The organism is Paenibacillus sp. AK121, assembly GCF_019042715.1.
In the GTDB taxonomy this organism is placed as follows: domain Bacteria; phylum Bacillota; class Bacilli; order Paenibacillales; family Paenibacillaceae; genus Paenibacillus; species Paenibacillus polymyxa_C.
Window position 1 is genome coordinate 80,560 of record NZ_JAHPJM010000011.1, and the last position, 23,837, is coordinate 104,396.

Below are 23,837 nucleotides of genomic sequence, written 5' to 3' on the forward strand. Positions count from 1 at the left end.
TCTATACGGAGAGTTTATTTATATCCGCTGCACGGTAAACTCGAATTCCAACTTTTGATCGGCCGGAATTTGATATTCCTCATGTACCGGGGCTCCCCAGCTGTCGTCGCCGCCTACGCCCATTTGCTTGCCAGCTACGGTGACAACGGTGTAATACACATTGGGCAGTTCATACAGATGGCCTGCACTTTCCAGCTCAAACGCTGTATACGGTGAAATATTGCATTCCACTGGTGCGGTAGCAGGTGCGGTAATGCGAATGCCTCGCTGGGAGTCGTCGGTAATATCGACCCGGCGCACGCCTGTACGGTTGCCGGATTCCTGTGACACGACATACCCGGACACATTATCCGCAGCTTCGTTACGGAATACGCCGAGTCTAGCACCAAAGGCTCGGTCGATGTAATTTTCCTCCGGTCCCATCGCATACCAGTCCAGATGGCGATAGTCCGCTGGAACCTTGAACGAAAGGGCAAAGATCGGCAGGTTAGGCAGCCCTGATACACCTTCATAGGTGGATTTTACGTTCAAACTGCCATCCGCCAGGACGGTGTAGGTTACCGTTACCTGTACGTCAGCATGAATGCTTAGGGTGTAGCGGAACGTAATGGTCACACGGTCTGTCTGCTCTTCCGTAACCTCGATATCCACACATTTACGCGTCAGGCTTGCGGCGAACCAACCACCAGCTTCAAAACCCAGTGCCGTTCCCCGATCATTGTCTGTGGTCGCTCGCCAGAACAGCGGGGCAGGAGGCGTAGCGATCATCTCACGTCCAGCGTAGCGAAGTGAAGTCAGGCTGCCTGCTCCTTTGGAGAACATGATGGTGAAATCTGTACCGTAAACGCCAATATTTACATCACCATGCACCACTCGTAGGGCTCCAGCTATTGGAGCTTTCAGCGGATTTGGATCTTCCACAATGAAAATATGTTGCCCAAAGGCCACTTCATGCCCAGCCTCAGCCCAGAGCGTCGCTTCCTTCAATACAAGCGCCGTGTGAATGACATATTCCCCAGGCTTCTCGTCTGTGCTTGGGAACGTCAATGGAATATAGGCTTCGGTCTGAGCCGCCACATCCACATGACTCACATTTCGCGCGATCTCTTGACCTTCATGCAGCAGGCTGTATACCAGTTCATAGTCTCCTGTACCCTCGAACAGGTTTTCGTTGCGAATGGTCACACCTTTGGTATCCGGGATGAGCTTCAGATTTTGGTACAGGAATTTGACCTCCTGCATCTTCGGTGAAACCTTCCGGTCTGCATAGACAATTCCGTCTGTACAGAAACCATAGTCTGTTGGACGGTCGTCAAAGTCGCCGCCGATCGCCAGGTACTCGCGTCCGTAGCGATCTTTTTTCATAACCGCCTGATCGATATAATCCCAAATAAAACCGCCCTGATACAGCTCATATTTGTTCTCCAGCTCGGTATACTTGTGCATGCCGCCTACGGAATTGCCCATTGCATGCATGTATTCGCAACTGATATACGGCTTTTGTGGATTATCGTTTAAGTATTGCTCAATATCTGCGGGCTTGGCGTACATCCGGCTCTCCATATCGCTGGTATCATCGTACGTACGATTGTGAAACACGCCTTCGTAGTGTACCAGACGGCTCGGATCGGTGGACCGGAAATAGTTAGCGACATTGCGCAGCACTTCACCTGCATACGACTCATTTCCGCAAGACCAGATCAGAATGGATGCATGGTTTTTGTCCCGTTCCAGCATGGAAATGGCGCGATCCATAACGATATCCTGCCACTCCGGCAGATTGGCCGGAATATTCCACGAAGGCTCGACTGCGCCGAGTTTTTGCCAGGAACCGTGTGTTTCCAAGTTCATTTCGTCAATCACGTATATCCCGTATTCATCGCAGAGCTCATACCACAGTGTCTGATTCGGGTAATGAGAGGTACGGACAGCGTTCATATTGTTCTGCTTGAGTGTCCGAATATCCCACAGCATATCTTCACGGGAAATCGCACGTCCGGTACGAGCGTTAAATTCATGACGGTTCACACCTTTAAAGACGATGCGCTTGCCGTTCAGATGCATGACCTTGTTGACCATCTCGAATTTGCGGAAGCCGACCTTTTGTGGGATCACCTCGACAAGTGATCCATCAGCATCATAAATTTGAATGAACAACGTGTACAAATAAGGTTTCTCCGCGCTCCAGCGCTCTACTTGCTCCAAGGTTGCCGACAGCGAGGCGATGCCGTCTGTAAAGTCAGCTTTTAAACAAGCTACGACATGACCGGCGGCATCCTTCACATCGACAGTTGTATGGGCCGTTGCCGGTTGTTCCAAAGTCAGTTTCAATTCCAGCAGGCCCTGCGTGTAGGTAGCATCCAGATCCGCCTTGGCATGCAGGTCGCGTACGTGAACAGTAGGGATCGTGTATAGATATACGTCTCTGAAAATGCCGGAAAAACGCCAAAAATCCTGATCCTCCAGCCAAGCTCCTGTACTTCTTTGATATACCTCTACCGCCAGCTTGTTTTCACCAGCTTGCAGGTAGGGTGTTAGCTCAAAGTCAGACGGTGTAAAACTGTCCTCGCTGTAACCGACAAATTGTCCGTTTAGCCATACATAGAAGGCCGACTCGACACCTTGAAAAGAGATGAACACAGGTTGCGCGTCAGAAGCCATATTTTCGGGCAAAACAAATCTTTTGATATAGCTACCGACCGGATTGTGGTCTTCTGGAATATGGGGTGGACGAACGTCCGAATGTCCGTCCCACGGGTACATCGTATTGGCGTACTGCATTTGGCCGAAGCCTTGTGTCTGAATATGACCTGGTACCTGAATATCGCTCCAGCCGCCATACTCAAAGTCAGGGGCATAGAATTCTACTGGGCGAGTGGCCGGATTCGTCGCATAGTTGAACTTCCAGCTCCCATTCAGGCTGTGACGCCAGGCCATATCGGCCTGGTGCTCTGCTTCCTGAAGCGTGGCGTAATACTTATGGTCGGAATAGGCAGGCAAGCGATTTACCGCGAACTTGGTCACATCGGTGAGCCAGTCCAGACTAGGGGTATGAATGGTCAAGGCGAACACTCCTTATTTTTAAATTGAATGAAGACCGTACACACAAATCTATTATTTTACCGAGCCGACCATACCTGCGACAAAGTGCTTCTGCATTAGGAAGAATACCAGTGCAGTCGGCAATGTGGACAGGACAATGGCGATCATGATAACGCCGTAGTCCGGTGCATAGCTGGAGCCGAGGTTCGAGATCAACAGCGGGATGGTTTGATTTTCTGGCGTTTGCAGTACAATCAGAGGCCAGAGGTAGTTGTTCCAGCTGGACATGAACGTGATGATTGCGGCAGCGGCATAGGTTGTTTTCATCGTAGGCATATACACCCGGAAGAACAGACCCAGCTCGGATAATCCATCCATCCGGCCAGCTTCCAGCAGATCCTTGGGAAACATCTTGGTGCTTTGACGGAAAAAGAAGATCAGGAACGCCGTAGTTACAGTCGGAATAACGACAGAAGAGAGCGTATCAATGCCGATCCATGGTATGACATTAGAAATGCTGCCGAACATCCGGTAAAGCGGGATCATGATTGCCGCAAACGGAATCATCATCGACATCAGCAGGATATTGAAGACAACGTCTTTCGCTTTGCTTCTGTAAATTTCAAAGCCATAGCCAGCCAGTGATGCAATGAGCATAGCTAGCAACGTCGTTGAGATGGAAACCTTTGCAGAATTACTGAGTGCAGTAACGATGTCTACTTGTTCCAGCAGATTGTGCATGTTATCCATCAGATGGGAGCCAGGCAGAAGCTTGCCTTTGGTCACATCGACTGACAGGTTCGTGGAGCTGGATAGCATCCACAGGAACGGGAAAATCGAAATGAATGATACAAGAATCAGAAAGGCGTACGTAAATGCTCTTTTTGTTTTCATCATTTTTTCTCACCTGCCACTTTAAACTGGATAATCGACAAGATAATGATCATAATGACGATGGAATAAGATACGGTCGCCGCATAACCAAAGTCGGATGAATACTTGAAGGACAGATTATAGATATATTGCGAAATAGAAGATGTCGCGTTACCGGGCCCACCCTTCGTAATATTCATAATTTCATCGAAGAGCTGGAGTGTACCAATCGTCGATGTAATCGAGGTGAACAGTATAATCGGCTTAAGCAGTGGAACGGTAATGCTGAAAAACTGCCGAATCGGGGAAGCTCCGTCAATGCGGGCTGCTTCGTAGATAGAGCTGTCAATGTTCTGAAGACCCGACAGATAAAAGATCATGTTGTACCCGGTCCAGCGCCATGTGATCGCGATAATAATTGTTACTTTGGCCCAGAAGGGATCTGTAATCCATTGGATTGGCGTACCAATCACATGCAGATTCAGCAACAAGGAGTTTACCAAACCGTCAGATGAGAACAGATACTTGAAAACAACCGAATAGGCTACAAGAGATGTGATACACGGCAAGAAGATGGCGGTGCGGAAAAAGCCCTTGAACTTCAGGTTTTTATCGTTCAACAATACGGAAATGAACAGAGCCAGAATGACCATTAAAGGTACCTGGAAAATTAAGTAGATAAACGTATTCTTTACGGCGGTGATGAACATTTTGTCGGTGAACAGGCGCTTATAGTTATCAATGCCGTTAAAACTCAGATTAGACCCTGTACCCGTTTTAAAGGATAAGATCAGCGCCTGAATCATCGGATAGAAATAAAAAGCGGCAATCATGATCACTGCGATGGATATGAACAACCATCCTGTCATACCTGCTTTGAGACGTGTTGTAGTCATTTTGGGCGCGGCTGTCTTCATACCATTTCAACTCCCTATGCAGCAATAAAACCTTGAACTCGCAAGCCCAAGGTTTTAAGTGCTTATCGTTTTATTGTTTAGCCTTGGCTAGATGGACTGTCTTATTTAAGCTGTGCTTCCGCTTGTCCTTGAGCGTCCTTCAGAACTGTGTCTACATCTTTCCCGTTCAGGTAGTTTTGAATTTCAACGGTCATGATGTCCTCAATGGCATAAGTGTGCAGGCCATAATTGACTTTTGGAACTTGTTTAGTCCAATCAGCAAACTTCTTATACACTTTGTCGCCACCGAAGTAAGCATCTTCCACGTCATAAGCTTTACCGCTGGAAGCAGCGTTCAATGAACCGACAATTCCGATTTTGCTCAGCATATCTTGATACAGCTCTGGATCTGAACCGAATGTTTCTTTCAGAAAATCAGCAGCGGTATCTTGACCGTCCGAGTTGAGGACATACCAGGAGCTGCCGCCGAGGCTGGAAGCATTAACGGATTCAGGTATATTTTTCAGTTTAGGGAAAGGAACTACAGCCCATTTACCGGATTGCGAAGCTTCAGCTTTAATCGAAGGCGTAATCCAGTTACCTGTAGGTACGGAGGCAACTGCACCGCTGTTGAACGCGGCCAAGAATTGACTCCAGTCGGCATTCATTTTAACAATGTTAGCGTCGAACAAGGATTTGTACGTCAAGAGTGCTTCTTTTAGAGCTGGATTACCAGCCAGGTTTGGTGTTTTACCGTCTTCTTTCAGGTACCAAGAACCTGCAGTTTGGATCATGCCACGGATCAGACCCAGGTCATTCGGATCTTGAGTCAGCATATCTTTGCCTGTTTTTTGTTTTACAGCTTTACCGATTTCAATAAATTTGTCCCAATCAATATTGGTCAAGTCCGCTACTTTGTAGCCGGCTTGTTCCAGATAATCCGTTCTTACATACAATCCCATAACGCCGGAGTCAAATGGAACTCCATACTGCTTGCCGTTGTAGCTGGTTGGCCCGATTTTATAATCCGCGAAGTCGGATGCTTTGATCGAATTAGTCATATCATGGAAAGAATCGGGATAGGCTTGCAGGAAGTTCTGTGCCCGGTAATCCTCAATTAGAACCACGTTCGGCAATCCTTTAGTAGAACCGGAGTTGAGGCCGGCATTCATTTTTTGTACGATATCGTTTTGAGCATATTCAACAATGTTTACGGTTACATCTGGATGTTTGGCAACATAGCGATCTTTTGCCAGCTTCAGGGCTGCGATATTAAAGTTCGGGTCCCAAGCCCAAACTGTGATTTCTTTCTTGCCTGAATCTGTAGTCGTAGCTGCTTTTTCAGAATTGCTGGAGCATGCGGAGAGCAAGATCAAGCTTGCAATCAGCAGAAGGAAAGACATTTTTTTCATTTTATTCAACCCCTACTCTTTTTTTATATGTTGCTAACCATGATGTAAAACTTCTTTTGAAAGCGGTTACCTTGTTTATAAATTTAGTTTATCATCCTTGCTTTGCTGGCAGTTAGGAATATCTTTATACAGATTGGTCTTATTATTATGATTTATCTAAAAAGGCACCGCTTACATTTGTACTTTCTTTAGTTTTAGGTACTTTTTATAGACTGAACTAAAGTTCTTCACGAAGCGTCATTCCGCCCGCTCCGTTCTTGTTTCACCTTCTTGTTTAGTTCAGCCTATATTTTTTATGAGGTAGGAGGGGCGGGTTTTATGATCAGTGGTAGGGTCATTCTAACTTTGGTGCCTTCGCCCTTCTTGCTGGAGATGGTCACTCCATAATCTTCTCCATACAGAAGGGTAATGCGATTGTGAACATTCTGGATGCCGATGCCCGTAAATAGTTGGCGTTTGCTCTTAGGATTCGGCAGTCCGTCCTGCGCTGTATGCCCATCCAAATCCATACCGTCTCCATCGTCGACCACCTCACAGATCAATGTATCCTCTGTTTTGGACACCAATATATAGATGTGCCCTGCATTTTTCTCATTAAAGGCATGGAAAAAGGAGTTTTCGATAAAAGGCTGAATGATGAGCTTGGGCACATGGTACTCCAGACAATCGGGGGATACAAAATAATTCACTTGTACCCGCTGCCCGTAACGTACATGATTAATAAATACATAATTTTGCATGTTGTCCATTTCCTGCTCGATGGTGATCGTTTCGCTCACATTGCTGATTGTATTTTGCAGCAGGGAAATGAGCGCATTAATCGTCTCGGCGGCGGTTTCCTTGTTTCCTTTGAGCACTAGCATTTTGATGGAAGCCAATGTATTGTACAGAAAATGTGGATTGATCTGCCGTTGTAGTGCAGCAAGCTCTGCATTTCGTTGGCCTTTTTGCGTTTCTAAAAGCTTATGAATATAATCATTTAGTTCATCGAGCATGTAGTTGTAAGCATGACTTAATTGTCTGACCTCGTAGCTGCCTGTGACCGGGATATAATTATCAAAATTTTTCTCGCGTATCGTCGACATTTGCTTGACCAGCCGAGTCAGTGAACGGATCAGGCGACGGGAAATGAGGAAAACAATCACCAAAGCAATCAGTACGATGGCGATACAGATCCATACAACAGATTTAACGTCAATAATTTGCCCAACCGCCGTTTGTCTATCGATCATGTTCACCAGATAAAAATCAAATGAAGGAATATAGTTGGAAAGAACGATACTCTCCTTATTCATCACATCTGCATTAATATAGTTCAGTCCCTGTTCATTGATTTTGGTGGCATAGCCCAGCAGTTCACTGGAGCGTTGTCCGATCAGGTCCTGGCGGTTGCTTGATACAATCAGTCCTGATTTGTCCAAAATCAGCACATCATTACCATTACTCGTGAAATTGTTATAAAAACGCCGAAATTCCGGCTCTCGGATAGCGATGTAGATCATACCGTACATGGTGCCGCTCGTTCGCTCCATAAATACTTTGGAGGCAATAATATAGGGAGTTGGCTTCTGTGCAGTGCTATTCATTTGTTGATGAAACAACTCCGTATCCATTTGATACATAAGCTGTGCTGGTCGTGCCACGCTTCGGGCTGTAATGGCACTGCTCTTAAGCTGTTCCGCAGTTACAGGCCAATAGGACGAGTCGGAGTAAAAGCTCCGACCGTTCATCCCTGTTACAGCGACACCGACATCATAAGCATCGACGTTCGATTTAATTTGCTTCATTTGCTGTGCCATACCAAAGTAAATCCTTGCCGAGTTAATCGAGTCAGATTGGCCGCCAGTCAAATAGTTTTTGACGGTTCCATTTTCCGAAGCATGGGTTACAGCATTCACGATAGAGTCATTGAAGGATTCAAAGCCGGATTGAATCTGGCTAAGCACCTTGGCATTCGTAATACTGAATGTCTCAGCGAATAGTCGTTCAGACATTCGAATCGTCACCAAAGAGGTCAGCAAGGACACCGCAGTGATGCTGACCACCATAACAATAAAGATTTTGAAGAACAGACCTTGATATTTGATCTTGTGGATATATCTTTTCATATTTAATCTCTTTTCTGCTGGCAGATATGCGCTTGCTCTCTAATGGAGATGCTCCCGGCGGTACTGGCTGGGTGAGTAGCCCTTCACTTTTTTGAACACTTTAGTAAAATAGCTGGGGTCCGAATAACCTACTGTACTACTAATATCTGAAATGGGCAGCGTCCCCGATCGCAGTAATTCAGCAGCCTTCTCAACCCGGATTTTGTTCAGATACTCGCTAAATCCCTCTGTATGGTGTGCCGTAAAATAACTGGACAAATAAGAGGGGTTAAAATGAAAATATTGCCCAAGGGTCGTCAAATTGAGTGTTTCAGCATGATGTTCCTCAATATACTCCAGCAGTTTTTTCATGCTTGCACTACTTCCTTGCTGTGTTTTGGCCAGGATCTGTCGGTTCGCTTCCTCCAAAAAAGTCTCCAGCAACCGCACGGCTTCATGTACATGAGGAGCTTCATTAATTGTTTTGAAATACGAATATTTCGCCGCATCCAGCTCCTTCATATCATACCCCTGATTCCCGAGCAAAATTGTAATGTTGAACACGATATTTCCGAGCAGCGATTTGAATTCAAAAGCGGTAGAGGTATAGTTACCGGACATGGCGGCTACATAGGACCTCAAATCCTGAAAAGCCGTATCAAAATGCTCACGCTTCATCTCTTCCGTAAACTGTTTTAGGTTAAACGAACTATTCACCTGAACAGGCTGAGGGAGTTCATCTTCCATCAGTAGCGCCGTTTCTGGGAAATAAAACCTGTAACTTAGCAGCTTCGGCAGCTCATCCTGATAGACATTGCTAATCTGGTTAAAATCATCAAATAGATGGCTGACCGCCCAGCCTGTCTGTGAATCAATCTGCTTCGTTTCTTGAGCAACTTCCCTAACCGCAGCCATCCAGGCGTCTAATTCCCGTGGCTCCAAATTGGCTAAAAAAACAGCTGTATAGACATCAGATGGCAGTTGTCGCAGAACCATGTGTTCACAAGCAGAGGCTAACCGATCTGTAAGCTTGGAAAATAGGTCCGAAGCAGAGGTAGTAGTAGAGCGCCCCTTATCTTGCTGTACCGACTGTTCTATACCTATGAGCGCAAAACGGGGATAAGGAAATGCTTGCTTCAGCAGTTCAGCGTCATAATCTATGCTATAGCCGGAGATCAATTTTTCGATCACATGGTCTATCGTAATTTGATTACCACCAGCATCTTCTTGATACTGAATGGATGGGATTTTGCGGGCCGTTCGCTGAAGCACTTGAAGCAGCTCATCTGTGTCCAGCTTGGGCTTCAAAATATAGTCAGCCACACCTTGCTGAAAGGTGGAGCGTACGTAATTAAACTCGCCGTAGCTGCTGAGCACAATGACCTCGATATCTGGATAGTTCTGTCTGACTATGCGTGTCAGCTCCTCGCCGTCCATGATCGGCATCACGATATCCGTAATGATAATATGAGGACGTAAGGCTTCAATCAGCTCCAGCGCCTCTTTCCCGTTGGAGGCCTCACCTACAATTCGAAATCCGTATTGTTCCCACGACAAATGATGCTTGATCCCTTGCCGCACCAATATCTCATCATCTACAATCAAAATGTTGCATAGCTCATTCATGACAGCACTCTCCATAATTATATCTATTCAAAAAAGACGCCATTAAGGCGAGGGCCTGATCATCTGACAGACACACTTGATAACGCTTCCAACTTTAACTAAAATCTAAAGCATATAATCTTTACATGCTAACATAAACGACATGGCGATTCCAAAGATAATTTAGTTCCAATGGCATATTAAAGACCAAAAAAGGCTGCCGAGAAGATCTCGACAGCCTGGACAACCGGGATTATTTATACAGTACCCCAGGTCCGATCTCCTGCCAAATATTTTTCAGTCAAAATAGACAGCAGTTGAATGCCAACCTCGTTATGTCCGCCCTCAGGCAGGATCAGGTCGGCGTATTTCTTGGAAGGCTCAATAAATGCTTCGTGCATTGGCTTAACCGTCGTCAAATAGTGGTCATGGATCGAATGGATGGTGCGACCGCGTTCCTCAATATCACGAAGAACCCGACGAAGAATGCGCACATCAGGATCCGTATCCACAAATACCTTAATATCAAGCAGGCTGCGGAGTTTTTCGTCTGACAGTACGTGCAGACCTTCCAACATAACGATATGATTCGGCAAAAGCTCTACCGTCTCGTCCGTGGAGCGGGCATGAACCGTAAAGTCATACACGGGCGCTTGAGTTGCTTGTCCTTTTTTTAGACATTGGAGATGCTCAATCAGCAAGTCGTTGTCAAAGGCAAACGGATGATCATAGTTGACCAAAGCACGTTCGTCATAACTCAGATGTGAATGGTCTTTATAGTAGTTATCCTGAGATATGAAAGTCACTTTATTAGATCCCAGACGCTCAACGACAGCGCGTGCGACTGTCGATTTACCGGAACCTGTACCGCCGGCAATACCAATAATAAGCATGGCGTTTCACTTACCCTTCCCTAAATGTATCCCGATACAACTAAAGTATTGTAGCACAATGCACACTTTTTTTCATCACTGTTGCGCGTTGTATTTCTTCCATTTCCGTATCTTGGCTCTGAATGTTTTAAACGGTGCTACAGAGTTGATGTGAATCCATCTCGCCATAGGCCAGTTCGGATTGGTGCCCGTCCACTTGTGAACGCCCTGGGTGAAGAGTTCTTCATGACTGAGTGTGTCCACCCAATCCAGCCACGTTTGCTCAGCCACCTTGAACATATCTCGTAATTCATTTAGAGAGTGGTGGGAATAGGTCTTGTAGAATGATTGGTATAGTTCGCCTAGTCTATTCCACTTATAATTCGGGGCGGGCATGATGACGGTTTTTCCCTCCCGTTCGTCTCTGTCCCAACTCATGACAAGATGAAGCCATCCGAGCTGGTAGGCAATCATCTCTGCGGGTGTTTTATCGACTTCGTCGATTCGAGTATCCTTGTGGCTTTCGTCGATCTCTTGGAACTCACTGTCAAACCGTAAGTAGGAGGTATGAATGGCTTCTTTTAACTCTGATTTGGAAGCATATTCGTAGCTAGACATCTAATCGCTCCTTTACATGATATGGGTGATACTCACTCCTTTATATGTACCATTCTCAATATGACAACCGTATGTCTTATTCAAAAATAAAAAAATCTCGTTTTTTGTGATTTTATGAAACATCATTTGGTGTGTTCGCGAAAAAGAACGAAAAATTAATAGAAAAATTAAGACAAAAGATAAGTAATTAGACATATTTTAATATTTATTTAAGTGCCTATAATTATTGGAGTATAGCGATTAGGGCCCTCATTGGTGTGTGGATATGATTCCATCCATCAGTACGTTATATACTGTTTGATTTAGTATTCATGAATCTAATTGAGAAGGGAATTGTGATATGAAATCGAGTTTGTTAAAAAAATGTGCAAGTGTAATGTTAAGCAGTACGTTGGCACTGTCTTTATCACTACCGCTTTTAGGCCATGCACAGGCTGATGAGAATGTACAGGTAAGTGATGATTTTGAACAAGGAGAAGCTCAAGGATGGTCTGCAGGTTCAGGGAACTGGTCTGTGGTCAAGGACGGAAATGGTTCTACATACCAACAATCTAGTCGAAGCGAAAGCCATTCCGTTAAAGGCAATACCTCATGGACGAATTATAGTGTGCAAGCAGATGTATATGTAAATGATTTTAATGGCTCTAATCGAGTATATGTGGCAGGTAGATACACAGATTCAAACAATTTCTATGCAGCATCGTTGTACAATAAGAAAGGCGGAGCCCTTGAGATTCGTAAAAAGGTTAAAGGCTCTATGAAGACATTGGCTACCAATAAAAAATACAAACTAGACACCAATACATGGTACAGAGTGAAGCTGGAGCTATCCGATTCGGAAATCAAAATGTATGTTAATGATCAGCTGGAGTTGTCCGCCACAGACACTAGTCTCACTGCTGGAGCTATGGGTCTGGTAACGTCTAAAGCAGTTGCCCAGTTCGACAATGTGATTGTATCGGGTGCTTCTTCAGAAGGGAATGCAAGTACACCACCTGTGAAGCCGACACCGGGTACAGAACAACCAACTCCAGGGATGGACCCCGGTGTAACCTCCAAAAATAATTATAATTTGACTGGCTTTTCGTATGGTAATACAGGTGGTGGGAACATTACCGATACTGATACTAATTACAAAAAGGTGTACAATGCTGTGGATCTCAACGAAGCACTGAAAAAAGGCAGCAAAGTTAAAGTGATTGAAATTATGAACGATCTGGATCTTGGCTGGAATGAAATCCCTAGCGCTGCGAAGGCAATGCCATTTAGCGCCAACAATCCTGTACAAACACATCCTGTTCTGAAAAAGACAGGGGTGAGCAAAGTCTATATCGAGAATATGAATGGAGTTACGATTTTCTCGGCCAATGGTGCGAAAATCAAGCATGCCGGTTTTGTCATCAAACGAAGCTCTAATTTGATTTTCCGTAACCTTGAATTTGATGAACTGTGGGAATGGGATGAAGCAACCAAAGGAAACTATGACAAGAATGACTGGGATTATATTACCATCGAAGGTGCAAGCTCTAAGGTATGGATCGACCATTGTACATTTAACAAAGCCTATGATGGCCTGGTAGATGTGAAAAAGGGCAGTAACGGAGTTACGATTTCCTGGTCCTTGTTCAAAGGAGATGACCGCAGCTCCAACAGCTGGGTAACCCAACAAGTCAATGCCATGGAAGCAGATAGGTCCTCCTATCCTATGTACGCTTATTTGAGAAGCAGTGCAGTGGGCATGAGTAAAGAAGATATCATTGATATTGCAGCAGGACAAAAGAAAGCGCATCTGGTGGGTGCCACGGAAATGGCAGGCGACAATGCGGATTTGGAAGTGACGCTGCATCATAATTACTATCTGGATATTCAAGACCGTATGCCACGTTTGCGCGGTGGTAATGCTCATGCATATAACATCGTTATGGATGATGCCGGATTGGCCAGAGCTAAAAAAAGAATTACGTCCGACATGGCCAAAGCGATCGCTGCCAAAGGGTACCATTTTGACGTCGTGGGTAATGGTGCGATTTCAACAGAAAACGGGGCGGTGTTGCTAGAAAAATCGTATTTAATAGATGTGTTTTCTCCAGTGCGTAATAATCAAAAAGACCCTAACAAAGCGGATTATACAGGTAAAATCAAAGCCGAGGATGTTATCTTTTCGGACAACGGTGCCGTGTTTAGAGGAGGGAGTGACGCTGCGAATAGCCCGGTAGCTCCTTATCCAGCGAAGGCTAAGAGCTTCTCTTGGAATGGGTTCACAACGTTGCCATACAGCTATACAGCCGAAGACCCTGCCAACCTGGTTGCTCAATTGCAGGCCAAGGATGGAGCGGGCGCAGGCAAGCTGAACTGGTCGAGTGAGAACTGGCTCAAAACGGTGTACAATACAGCCGCTACGAAAGACGTACAAGTAGAAGAAGATTCTGAGTAGGTAGGTAGTTTGAAAAAAGCAGTCAGGACAGATACGCTCTGTTCCTGACTGCTTTTTTTGTTAACTACGTCTAGGCTGCGTTCGGTACGAACTTAACCAATAACGACAAATGAGGATACGCCAGCAGGTACGGATCTAACGCGGAATAATACTCCATCATCTCTAAAAGTACGCAGAATATAAGGCTGGTTCGTAGGTGTGCGGACTCTGTTGAATCGGGCAGTACCAAAGCGGTCGAAGCCTGCAGCTTGAACAAAGGTTCCATCTAAACGCCGGAGTGTTGCAAAAAATCCAGACGTGTTAAAAGGTACACCATCATTGTTAGCCCAGATAACTGTAAATCTACGAAGGGTTTGTGTTGGACTCACATTGCGATATCTCGTAACAGGAACCTTTCTGCCCGTAGATTTCAGCGTTTGTGGAGGACGAATGGCCACTTCAAATCAACTCCTTTGTTGTGATGAGATAGTAAATGCACACAAAGGAGCTTTGGACCGTGCTATAAACTACGGCTTCCTAAAAATAGGCATGTAGTGAACTCAAACTGGTACTTCATATACATTATAGTTCGATTTGGGACATCATTATGCCCACTCACGCCGTAGTGTAAAGAGGTCTTTTAACGCGTCTGTAGACAGCTCAGTAATCCAGCCCTCGGTGCTGGTGATAATTTGGTCGCTGAGCTGCTGCTTGCTCTCCAGCATCTCGTCAATGCGTTCCTCTAGCGTACCCAACGAGATAAATTTGTGAACCTGTACATCCTTGGTTTGTCCCATCCGGTAGGCTCGGTCTGTAGCCTGATTTTCAACAGCTGGATTCCACCAGCGATCAAAGTGAAAGACGTGGTTGGCAGCTGTCAGGTTGAGACCCACCCCCCCGGCTTTGAGCGATAAAATAAACACGGACGGCTGCTCGTCAGGAGAGAGCGTATGCGATTGGAATTGGTCAATCATTCGGTCACGTGCAGATTTGGATGTACTGCCATTCAGATAGAGCACAGGTTCTTGGAGCTCCTGAGCGAGTACCTGCTGGAGCATCTGACCCATACCAATATACTGCGTAAAAATAAGGCAGCGCTCGCCCTCTTCCCGCAGCTCCTTGACCATAGCCAATATGCGCTCCAGTTTGGATGAACGGCTAATGACTGCTTCAAGATCGGGCTGACTATAACCAGAAGCTGCTGCATCCAGAAGCGCCCCCTTGGTTAAAAGAGCAGGGTGGTCACAAAGCTGCTTCAACTGGGTCAGAGCTGACAAAATAGCTCCTTTGCGCTCAATCCCCTCCAGCTTCTGCATCCGTTCCATCAGCTCTTTAACAATCTGATCATAGAGCGCACCCTGCTCGGAGGTAAGGTGAATGTATGTTTTCATCTCGTTCTTGTCAGGCAAATCAAGTTGAATCGCAGGGTCCTTCTTTTTGCGCCGCAGCATGAAGGGCTGAACCAGCTTCTGCAAATCCATCGTGCGTTGCTCATTATGTTCTTTTTCAATAGCATTCATAAAGCGATTGCTAAAGGCGCGTGAGCTGCCCAGATAACCTGGATTGATAAAATCATAAATGGACCATAGTTCGGACAACCGATTTTCAATAGGTGTTCCTGTCAACGCGATACGATGACGTGCAGGGAAACTGCGCACAGCTGTGGATTGCTTGGTTTGCGCATTTTTAATGTTTTGCGCTTCATCCAGACAGATCGAATCCCAAGTCATGCTTTGCAGCAGCTCTTGATCCAGAGTTGCTGTAGCGAAGGAGGTCAGGATGACATCGGCCTGCTCGACTTTTTCGCGGAACAAGTCTCCTTGTTCCCGCTTGCTTCCATAGTGCAGCATGACTCTTAATGAAGGAGCGAAGCGGCTGAGCTCTTTCTGCCAGTTGCCCAGCACCGAAGTCGGGCAAATCAGCAACGAACTGGAGCGTACACCCGTCTCAGCGGCAATTTCCTGTAGGTGCAGTAAATAAGTAATAAATTGCACCGTTTTGCCGAGCCCCATATCATCGGCCAGACAGGCGCCCAATCCGAAGCGCCGTAAAAAGGCAAGCCATGCGTATCCGTCCCGCTGATATGTCCGCAGCTCGGCTTGCAGTCCATCCGGCACGTCCAGAGCGGGCCATTCCGATTGCCGTCCGAGCTGGCTGATCAGCTTCAGCAGATGGGCATTCAGCTCTACTTCCAGTCGGAAGCGTGCCGGGTCCTCCGGCTGCTCGCCTGAGGCCTCGCCTTCAGGCTCGTCGGTGTTGCCAAGCAGATGCAGCTGCAGAATGTCCTGAAAGGACAATCCCTGAGCGCTGTCGATTCCGTCCATGGCGAGGCGGATTTGCGCCAGCAGCGCAGGGTCAAGCGCGATCCATTGCCCGCGGAAGCGCACCAAGCGCTCGTTGCGAGCGACCAGCTCGGCGAATTCCGACTCGCTCAGATCGGCATCGCCAATGGCAACGCGCCAATCGAACTGGACAATCGAGTCCAGTCCGAACAGCGAGCTGCCCTTCGAGCGCTCTCCCGCTCCCTCGCCGGGGCGAACCTTGGCCCGCAGCTTTGGCTTCTTGCGGGTGGCTGCCTCCCACCAAGCCGGCAGCAGCACCTGCCAACCACTTTCCAGCAGGCGTTGGCTGTCGGTCGTCAGGAATTGCCACGCTGCTTCGTCAGAGAGCGGGCGACTCAGTATGTCATCGCGGCTTCCGGCACGCTGCCCTGCGGGCAAAATAGCGGTCAAGCGTTCCAGCCATCCGCCTGAGCGCTCACGCACATGCACCGTCCACGCATCGGGCCATGAGCCGGATGCATATCCATCATCGGCGAGCTGTACAGGCACCAGCAAGGCCGGGTCCTGCTTGTCCTGCAACACAAGCTTGAGCTTCCAAGATGGCTCGTCGTCCTCCAGCTCTGGCTCCAGCAGTTGCAGAAGCGGACGAAATGGCGCGGTATCGGCCTTCCATCCAATGGCGATATGCCATGCTTGGGCATCCAGACCCGCCGCGACCTGGCGTTGGGGAGCGAAGAGAATCGGATATTCTCTTCGCAAATCAGCGGCTTCCGCTTCAGTGCCGTACCAGCGCTGAAATACAGCGGCCGAGAACGCCGCTACCAGCCCTTCGCGCTCGTTCTCATCCAGGCTGTCCAGCAAAGCAAGCTCTGCTGGTTGGATGTTTTCCAATGCTTTTGCATCCCACTTCCATTGCAGCTTCCCTGCCTGGAACGACATGAAGTTGGGCACATAGGCTTTCGTTTCAATACAGTGAGCCAATAGAGGGATCAGCCGAAGCCACGGGGCATTGGCCTCGTCCCAGATCCATTCGATATGCTGTAGAAGCTCCTGCTCTGCCAGAAAAGGAATTACTTGCTCCGAGGGCAACACGATAATATCTGTGTCTTGAACATGCTGAATCTCCAGCTCGGTGCCATAAAATGAAGCCTCATGCCAAGCAAACAAACGCTGCTTCAACATTTGACCGGAAATGCTATAGTTCATGGAGGAATCGCCATAGATCAGCGCGTCCCCATAGGTAGTTAATTGAATATGCACCGTAATCGTTTCGGTATATTGGCTCATGATAACAATTTCCCTTTCCGCAATTCCTCCTGCAGCGCCCGCAGGCGGCTGTGACGGCTGGTAAAGGTCGTGAAGAACAGCTCCCAGCGTGTTTCTTGCTTCATTTTCTTGTACAGCTTGAACAATCGCTTTAACAGCTTAACCGCTGCTTTATAGCTAGATCTGTTTTTTTCCAGCACATAACGTTCTACCGCTTGATGGTAAAAGGGCAGCAACAACTCAGGCGCGTTCTTTTCAATCGGTTGCAGCACGCTCACCCGAAAACTTAAAGGTTCACTGCGTATGCTTAGCTGATAGTCGATCCATTGCCGCCATTTTTCATGAGCAAGTAGAGCCTCTTCATACATTCCACCCGCAAATGGAAGCATACCCTTCAGCGTGTCCCACATGTCCTCCTCTGCTTCTGGAAGGTGCTGCGAAACCAGCTCCCAATTACGCATATAATCCTGTAAATGATCATCCCGATGACTGTGAAGGAGGGGGCCGATATGTCGCAGTCCGTCTTTGAGACGTACCCAATCTTCGGCCTGTCGCAACGCATGTAAGAACAACAGCAATTGGCTGGAGGAGATTTTTAGTGGAAAAGCCCGTTCCGCCTCCTGTAGAAGTTCCCAGGCTTTATGATCCTGCGCTTGGTAAACATACATCCAGCTCTGAGCCAGCATCCACGGAAGCCGTGCCAACGTTGCACTATACTCCTCCTCAGCTGCATGTAAATGCTGCAATTCCTCCGTATATATGTTGGAGTCCTGCCTTGCAGGATGCACCCAGTATAGCCAAAACTGATAATACGCGTCTGAAAAATAAGTACCGTTCCGCGACTCTGTCAGCATTTTTCGGCGCAAATAAGCTAAAGTTTCTGCCATACGGGCCTCATGCATCGGTTCATCAGTCAGCTCCAGTGGACTTTCAAAATCACGCTCAATCGCTTCTTTAAGCTCATCTGCGGCAATTTGTGTGTAGTAACCCATATAGGTATGAGTAGGGTAACCTGTCATGGGGGCCTGAGGCACCAGCTTTTCCAGCACATGCAGATGAGCATGCAGTCCATATAGCTGCTGCATGCCGGATGAGAGCGGCGGCTTCACGGCATAGATCGAAGCTAAAGCACTTTGGACATATTGAGAATTTTGGGTGTGTACATGATTAAGGGCGATACACTGATCAAACAGATCATGCCATTCGGAAACAAGCATGTCCGGTATGTTGCTTGCTGTTTTACTGAGAGCATCTCGTGTTGTTTCCTTGTGCTCCAGCGAAAGGTTCGACCGGAAAGCAGTTGGGGTACGGGTGTCTGCTTTTGCAGCCAGCCGAGTGAATCCCGCCGAATGAGCGTTCACTAATGCATGAACGGAACGTTCCTGTTCATTCGCGTAATTCAGCAATACGGCGATCATATGCTTGCAGTTGGTGCGAACAGGGCATGTACATCTGCTAGCAGCAAAAGCACTCAAGTGGAGATCCACTTCGTAGAGCTCATTCCCATCCACGACAGCCGCAATATGGTCAGCATCAGGCATTGCGAATTCTTTTACCTTTCCCTGCTTAAAGTACTGAAAACCTCGTTTGATTGTCACATCATTAAAATGGTCAGCCACGTTTTGAATGAGCTGCTGCCACTGTATATCATCCATAAGATAGGTTGGTTTCATATGCAATAGTCTCCTAAGAGAGAATAGTTGATCTGGAAGTAGCTTAACTCTTCCATTATATCAGTTCACGAATGTAATTGAGTGGAGGGGGAGTTGGAAAATTTCGAGGAATAACCGCTGGCTAAAAAGTAAAACCCCTTACGCTATAGCATAAGGGGGGAGTCATTGGCAAGAGCGAGGAGATACCCTTTACTGTTTTCCATCCGTTTTTTCTGTTCGATGGAAGACCATAGAGATGACAAGAAGCACCGAAGGTACTGCTGCACATACAACAATTCCAACATAACCTATTATTTTATCGAAGTTGCCTATTTCAATAAAATTTTGGGGATACATGCTCAGGCAAAATAATATAATTAACGGGAGATAACAGATATACTTGTTCCACTTCTGGGTGAGCTGGCTGATTCCAGTAACAATATAGAAATAATAATTTGAGGCGGTCATGAAGATTTTGATCGTCCACAAAATGATAAATAATATTTCAAATCGTTCCAGGAACGCACCGGGGAATTCAATTTGCTGTGCAAAAGAAACGACGGGCCACTGCAATCGGGAAACTTCTTCTACTGACATACAGCCAATGACCATCGTTACCATTAAAATATACAAACCCATTGCAATCGAGTAGCCAATCCACCCGGCCTTCCATGCTTTTTGTGGGTGGGTCATCACATTAGTTAATATAAGGATCGATTCAAAACCCATTGTAGAGAAAGGTATAACTTTAAGTGATTCAAAGATCGGACGCCAACCTTTATGAAAAACAGGGCGCAAATTATCAAGATTAAAATGGTTGATATTAAGAATGATCAACAATAAAAAAACAATAAAGGTTAAAGGGAAAAAAAGCTCGATCAATCGCACCATTGCATGGAGACCGCCCCAGGTCAAATACCCAATCAGCAGAAGAAACGGCAAGAGAATCATGCTTATCGGGGTTCTCTCCAGTGCAAGACCTTTGAGGAATTCCGCCATCATTCTACATACAAGAGAGCAGATCATCGTGCAAAATACAATAAATGCGATATTGATCAGAAAGCCGATGAATTTACCTGCAATCACAGGATTGAACTCATAGAACGTCTTCCCTGGAAATCTATGGCACAATTTAACGTGGATAAAAATGACGCCGATCCCAAGCAGAGTTGCCAGCAAAAGTCCCTGCCACACGTCGGGTGTTTGCGTCTTCTCCGCAATGGTTCTTGGTAAACTGACAATACCCACAGCATACACAGTCGAAGTGACGGTGAATAAGGCTTGCAGGGTAGATATTTTCTCCTGTTTCATGGAAGGTATGTTAGACATTTACTCACCCTCTTCCTTTGAATAGGCACCAGTTCGCTCGATCTGTACTTTAGCCTTAACATCGATCGGTATTTGACTGAATGTGTCTTGCCAATTTTCCTTTACCCGATCCCAGTAAGCGGGATAATTTACTTTTACTTTTGTGCCAAAACCGACTACATCTGCTCTCATTTCTTTCTGGAGTGTGTTTAGCGATTGGGATACGGTCTGTTTGATTTCATCCTGCGCCTCTTGTTTGGCGGTTTGGATGAATGATTCCTTCAGGAAGTCTTCAGAATTAACCGTGCTTTCGTTTAGTTTGATATCTGTTTTAATACGAACTGTGAATGAGAGGTCCTGCCCGTTGAGGTGGGGAATAAGTTTTGTATGGACATCCTCAACTTCAAAGACCATAGATTGATTTGACTTTGAGCTCTCAGTTCTAATAATTGAACCCTTCGTTTTTCCCAGCATCCAGTTGATTCCGATGACGTCCTCTTCGTCCAGCCAATAAGCAAATTTCTTCGTTTTGCCGCGGATCAGAGCTGCACCTGAGAAGTGGTTGCCTCCACCGGTTTCTAGGCATTGAATGAGGAAGTCAGCTCCTTGTGAGATATGCGTAGAAATTTCCCCTAATGTTATTCTATAAGGTATTTTTGAATTTAAATTGCTGTTTTTAGCCAATGCTTCAAGGTCAATAGAAGGTATCTCTTGATGTTTGCCCATCTTATTGAGCGCTTCTTTCGCATTGTCTTTTACGATCATAACAAGTGATTTTCGACTTGGTTTATAGGAGCGAGTAAACGTATCTAACAACTGATCGATTCTTCTTTTTTGTATAGCTTGGTCACTAATCAAAATCAAGCGAATAAAACTATATAAAGGAGCACGAGATACCTGCTTAGCCTGTTCCCTGGAAGCAGACTGGATGGAATCTTTATTGAAGGTTGTTACGTTGCGATACATATTTTTTCTGGATTTCTGCGCGATTAAGTGCTGGTAGGTAAGTTCCAGCATATCCTGCTGATCCGTATCAATGGCGACGCCTTGAATAATACTCAAGTTATCGATCTCTCTGCTATCCCAACAACCGGTGAGTAGAGTACACGCGATCCATGCGGCAAAGCATTTTTGTACCCATAGGGTGCGACGAAACAGAAGGCCGTAAGAAATCATAGTTTTACTTCCTTTTCCTGTTAGAGTGTGTTTCGTCCTGTGTTTTTAGCATCATAGGACGTTTTCTGAGATATTTATAAGGAACCCGAACCAAGGTGTCTTGTTGATCTCTTAGCCGAACAGGGGCTAGGGGTGACATGTAAGGAACACCAAAGCTCTTGATCTGGACCATGTGTACACCTAAACAAATAAAGGCTAAAATTACTCCATAAAGCCCAAAAACCCCTGCGATCATCATAATGGGAAAACGAAGAAGCCGAATTCCGATACTGCCGCTGTACTGCGGGCTTGCAAAAGACGCAATGGCAGTAAGACCAACAACAATAATCAGAAAAGCACTTACAACCGCCGCCTCGACAGCTGCTTGTCCAATAACAAGACCGCCTACAATACCGATGACCTGTCCTATCCCTTTGGGTAGCCGCAGACTGGCCTCGCGCAATATTTCCAATGCCAATTCCATAATTAAAGCCTCCACAAAAACGGGAAAAGGGATTCCCTCCCTTGAGGCAACGATAGATATGACCAGCTCAGGCGGGATTAATCCAGGATGGAAAGAAATCAGTGCAACGTACAACGAAGGCAGGAATGTTGCAATGAACAAAGCCATTAAACGAAGCATGCGGAAAAATGTCCCTAAGGGGAAACGCTCATAATAATCTTCTGGCGATTGAGCCAGCATCCAGAAGGTCATGGGAGCAATTAGGACAAAAGGGGTGCCATCTAGCATAATGACAACCCTCCCTGACATTAAGGCCGTTATAGCTTTATCCGAGCGTTCAGAGGCTTGAATCTGGGGAAACGGAGACCATGGATGTTCCTCGATCCATTGCTCAATAACCCCGGTATCGGAAGCATCATCCACATCAATCGTTTCGACTCTTCGCTTAACTTCTTGAACTAGCTCCGGATTTGCGATATCCGATATGTACAAGATTGCTAATTTACGGGAAGATCTCCTTCCTATGGTTATTTTGTCTATTCTGAAACTAATATCTTTGATGTGCCTTCTAACCATTGCCAGGTTGCTTTCCAAATCCTCAATAAAACCTTCCCTTGGTCCTCTAACCAAAGTTTCGGTGCTGGGTTCCTCAACACTTCGCGAAGGAAATTTGCCTGTAGAAGCAAAAAAAACATCATCAGTCCCTTCGATCAGCAGACAAGTATATCCCGATAATACTTTGCTTACACACGTCTCAAGGTCTGTCCCTTCTGTCATATCGATCGTAAATGCTGTCTGCTGTATCAACTCCTCCTTTATTTTGTCAGGATTAACTGGGGAGTGGTTTTCACGGATTCCAGTTAAAATGAGCGGCTTGACGATTTGTTCGTTAATCATACTTGTATCCGCAATACCGGAGAGATAGATCATAATGACATGAATTCCCGTTTGACCCACATTCATTTTTTTGAAGACGACATCAGGAAGATGACCCAGAGTCTTTTCAAGATAATCTAATTTTGCCTCGAGTGATCTTGCCACTGACGTTTCCCCCTTCAAAAAGCTTAAAGCATGATATGCATGTAATATGTGTAAAATAGTGATAAATATTCATTGATCGTTTTTCCCAGAAAAAGCAAAAACGAACACCTCATGGTGTTCGTCTTTAGTCATACATAACGCTATATGAACTTAATCAGAATGGGATCATTTTTTGAACTCGTAAAAATGTTCCTCCAGCATGCTCAAGGAAAGCTCGGCTGTAGTGGCTACCACGATATCTGCACCTTGCATTTGCGAAGGTGTTCCTACACCGACCGCGAACATCCCGGCACCCTTGATCGCCTGTATGCCTGCCTGTGCGTCTTCTATGCCGATACAGTCGGCAGGCTGAACGCCTAGATTCGCAGCTCCGGCGAGGAAAATTTCCGGGTCAGGTTTTCCATGCCGAATGGCAGTAACATCTACCACACTGTCAAAATAGTGCGCTAGCTCCAGCCGATCCAGTATAAACGCTGCATTTTTGCTCGCAGAGGCCAGCGCGATGCCAACTCGGGCTTCACGCAGCTCCTTCAAAAGCGCTTGAATGCCCGGAAGAACGTCTGAGGGAGTCAAGGCTGAGATGAGCCGCTGATACTCGGTGTTTTTTTGTATAGCCAGTTCTTGCTTGCCTTCTTCTGATAACGTATTGGACAGGTTACCGCGTGCCAGTATTTTGTCGAGCGATTCCGTACGGCTGATTCCTTTTAACTGTTCATTAAATTCCCGATCAAAAGGGATGCTGAGCGCTGCTGCCAAGCTACCCCATGCCTGAAAATGATATTCGGCGGTATCTGTAATGACTCCGTCCAGATCAAAAATAACTGCTTTCATTTGCTTTCCCCCTGTCTGGTC

Annotated in this window: 16 protein-coding genes; 1 reads left to right on the plus strand and 15 read right to left on the minus strand. The window is 46.2% G+C overall.

What is annotated here, in order from left to right:
* Window positions 1-18 precede the first annotated feature (18 nt).
* From lacZ to KSP24_RS18765, 8 genes are all read right to left on the minus strand, one after another.
* Window positions 19-3,063 (minus strand): beta-galactosidase, LacZ type, encoded by a 3,045-nt coding sequence (gene lacZ, locus KSP24_RS18730; protein WP_216976202.1) that lies wholly within the window; start codon window positions 3,061-3,063, stop codon window positions 19-21.
* A 51-nt stretch (window positions 3,064-3,114) separates the two neighbouring features.
* Entirely contained in the window at window positions 3,115-3,939 is an 825-nt protein-coding gene (locus KSP24_RS18735; RefSeq protein ID WP_013368914.1) for a carbohydrate ABC transporter permease, read from the minus strand.
* Window positions 3,936-4,832 carry a carbohydrate ABC transporter permease gene (locus KSP24_RS18740; protein WP_013368915.1) on the minus strand — a complete coding sequence of 299 codons (897 nt, stop codon included), beginning with the start codon at window positions 4,830-4,832 and terminating at the stop codon, window positions 3,936-3,938. Before KSP24_RS18740 ends, KSP24_RS18735 begins: the two co-directional genes overlap by 4 nt.
* A 101-nt stretch (window positions 4,833-4,933) precedes the next feature.
* A complete protein-coding gene (locus KSP24_RS18745) occupies window positions 4,934-6,223 on the minus strand; it encodes an ABC transporter substrate-binding protein (RefSeq protein ID WP_013368916.1) in 1,290 nt (429 codons plus the stop codon).
* Between the two features lie 293 nt (window positions 6,224-6,516).
* Window positions 6,517-8,331 (minus strand): cache domain-containing sensor histidine kinase, encoded by a 1,815-nt coding sequence (locus KSP24_RS18750; RefSeq protein WP_216976204.1) that lies wholly within the window; start codon window positions 8,329-8,331, stop codon window positions 6,517-6,519.
* Between the two features lie 39 nt (window positions 8,332-8,370).
* Window positions 8,371-9,936, minus strand: coding sequence for a response regulator transcription factor (locus KSP24_RS18755; protein ID WP_216976206.1), 1,566 nt, complete (start codon window positions 9,934-9,936; stop codon window positions 8,371-8,373).
* A 236-nt stretch (window positions 9,937-10,172) separates the two neighbouring features.
* Window positions 10,173-10,808 (minus strand): uridine kinase, encoded by a 636-nt coding sequence (gene udk, locus KSP24_RS18760; protein ID WP_013368919.1) that lies wholly within the window; start codon window positions 10,806-10,808, stop codon window positions 10,173-10,175.
* 75 nt (window positions 10,809-10,883) lie between these two features.
* A complete protein-coding gene (locus KSP24_RS18765) occupies window positions 10,884-11,405 on the minus strand; it encodes a ClbS/DfsB family four-helix bundle protein (RefSeq protein ID WP_216976208.1) in 522 nt (173 codons plus the stop codon).
* Window positions 11,406-11,745: 340 nt separating this feature from the next.
* Between KSP24_RS18765 and KSP24_RS18770 the strand changes: the two genes are divergently transcribed.
* The gene (locus KSP24_RS18770) at window positions 11,746-13,839 is read left to right on the plus strand and encodes a pectate lyase family protein (protein WP_216976210.1); all 2,094 of its coding nucleotides are present in this window, start codon (window positions 11,746-11,748) and stop codon (window positions 13,837-13,839) included.
* Window positions 13,840-13,931: 92 nt separating this feature from the next.
* On the opposite strand, the gene KSP24_RS18775 is transcribed toward KSP24_RS18770, so the two are convergent.
* The 7 genes from KSP24_RS18775 to pgmB form a co-directional block, all read right to left on the minus strand.
* Entirely contained in the window at window positions 13,932-14,276 is a 345-nt protein-coding gene (locus tag KSP24_RS18775) for a hypothetical protein (RefSeq protein WP_016820169.1), read from the minus strand.
* Between the two features lie 147 nt (window positions 14,277-14,423).
* Entirely contained in the window at window positions 14,424-17,387 is a 2,964-nt protein-coding gene (locus KSP24_RS18780; RefSeq protein ID WP_216976212.1) for a DEAD/DEAH box helicase, read from the minus strand.
* On the minus strand, window positions 17,384-19,039 hold the full coding sequence (locus KSP24_RS18785) for an SWIM zinc finger family protein (protein ID WP_025674309.1): 1,656 nt from the start codon (window positions 19,037-19,039) through the stop codon (window positions 17,384-17,386). The genes KSP24_RS18780 and KSP24_RS18785 overlap by 4 nt, the downstream gene beginning before the upstream one ends.
* A gap of 189 nt (window positions 19,040-19,228) precedes the next feature.
* Window positions 19,229-20,347: a GerAB/ArcD/ProY family transporter gene (locus tag KSP24_RS18790; protein ID WP_025674310.1), complete on the minus strand. Its 1,119-nt coding sequence runs from the start codon at window positions 20,345-20,347 to the stop codon at window positions 19,229-19,231.
* Window positions 20,348-21,502, minus strand: coding sequence for a Ger(x)C family spore germination protein (locus tag KSP24_RS18795; protein ID WP_216976213.1), 1,155 nt, complete (start codon window positions 21,500-21,502; stop codon window positions 20,348-20,350).
* Window positions 21,503-21,506: 4 nt separating this feature from the next.
* Window positions 21,507-22,985: a spore germination protein gene (locus tag KSP24_RS18800; RefSeq protein WP_216976215.1), complete on the minus strand. Its 1,479-nt coding sequence runs from the start codon at window positions 22,983-22,985 to the stop codon at window positions 21,507-21,509.
* 165 nt (window positions 22,986-23,150) lie between these two features.
* Window positions 23,151-23,816, minus strand: coding sequence for a beta-phosphoglucomutase (gene pgmB, locus KSP24_RS18805; protein WP_014599390.1), 666 nt, complete (start codon window positions 23,814-23,816; stop codon window positions 23,151-23,153).
* Window positions 23,817-23,837 lie beyond the last annotated feature (21 nt).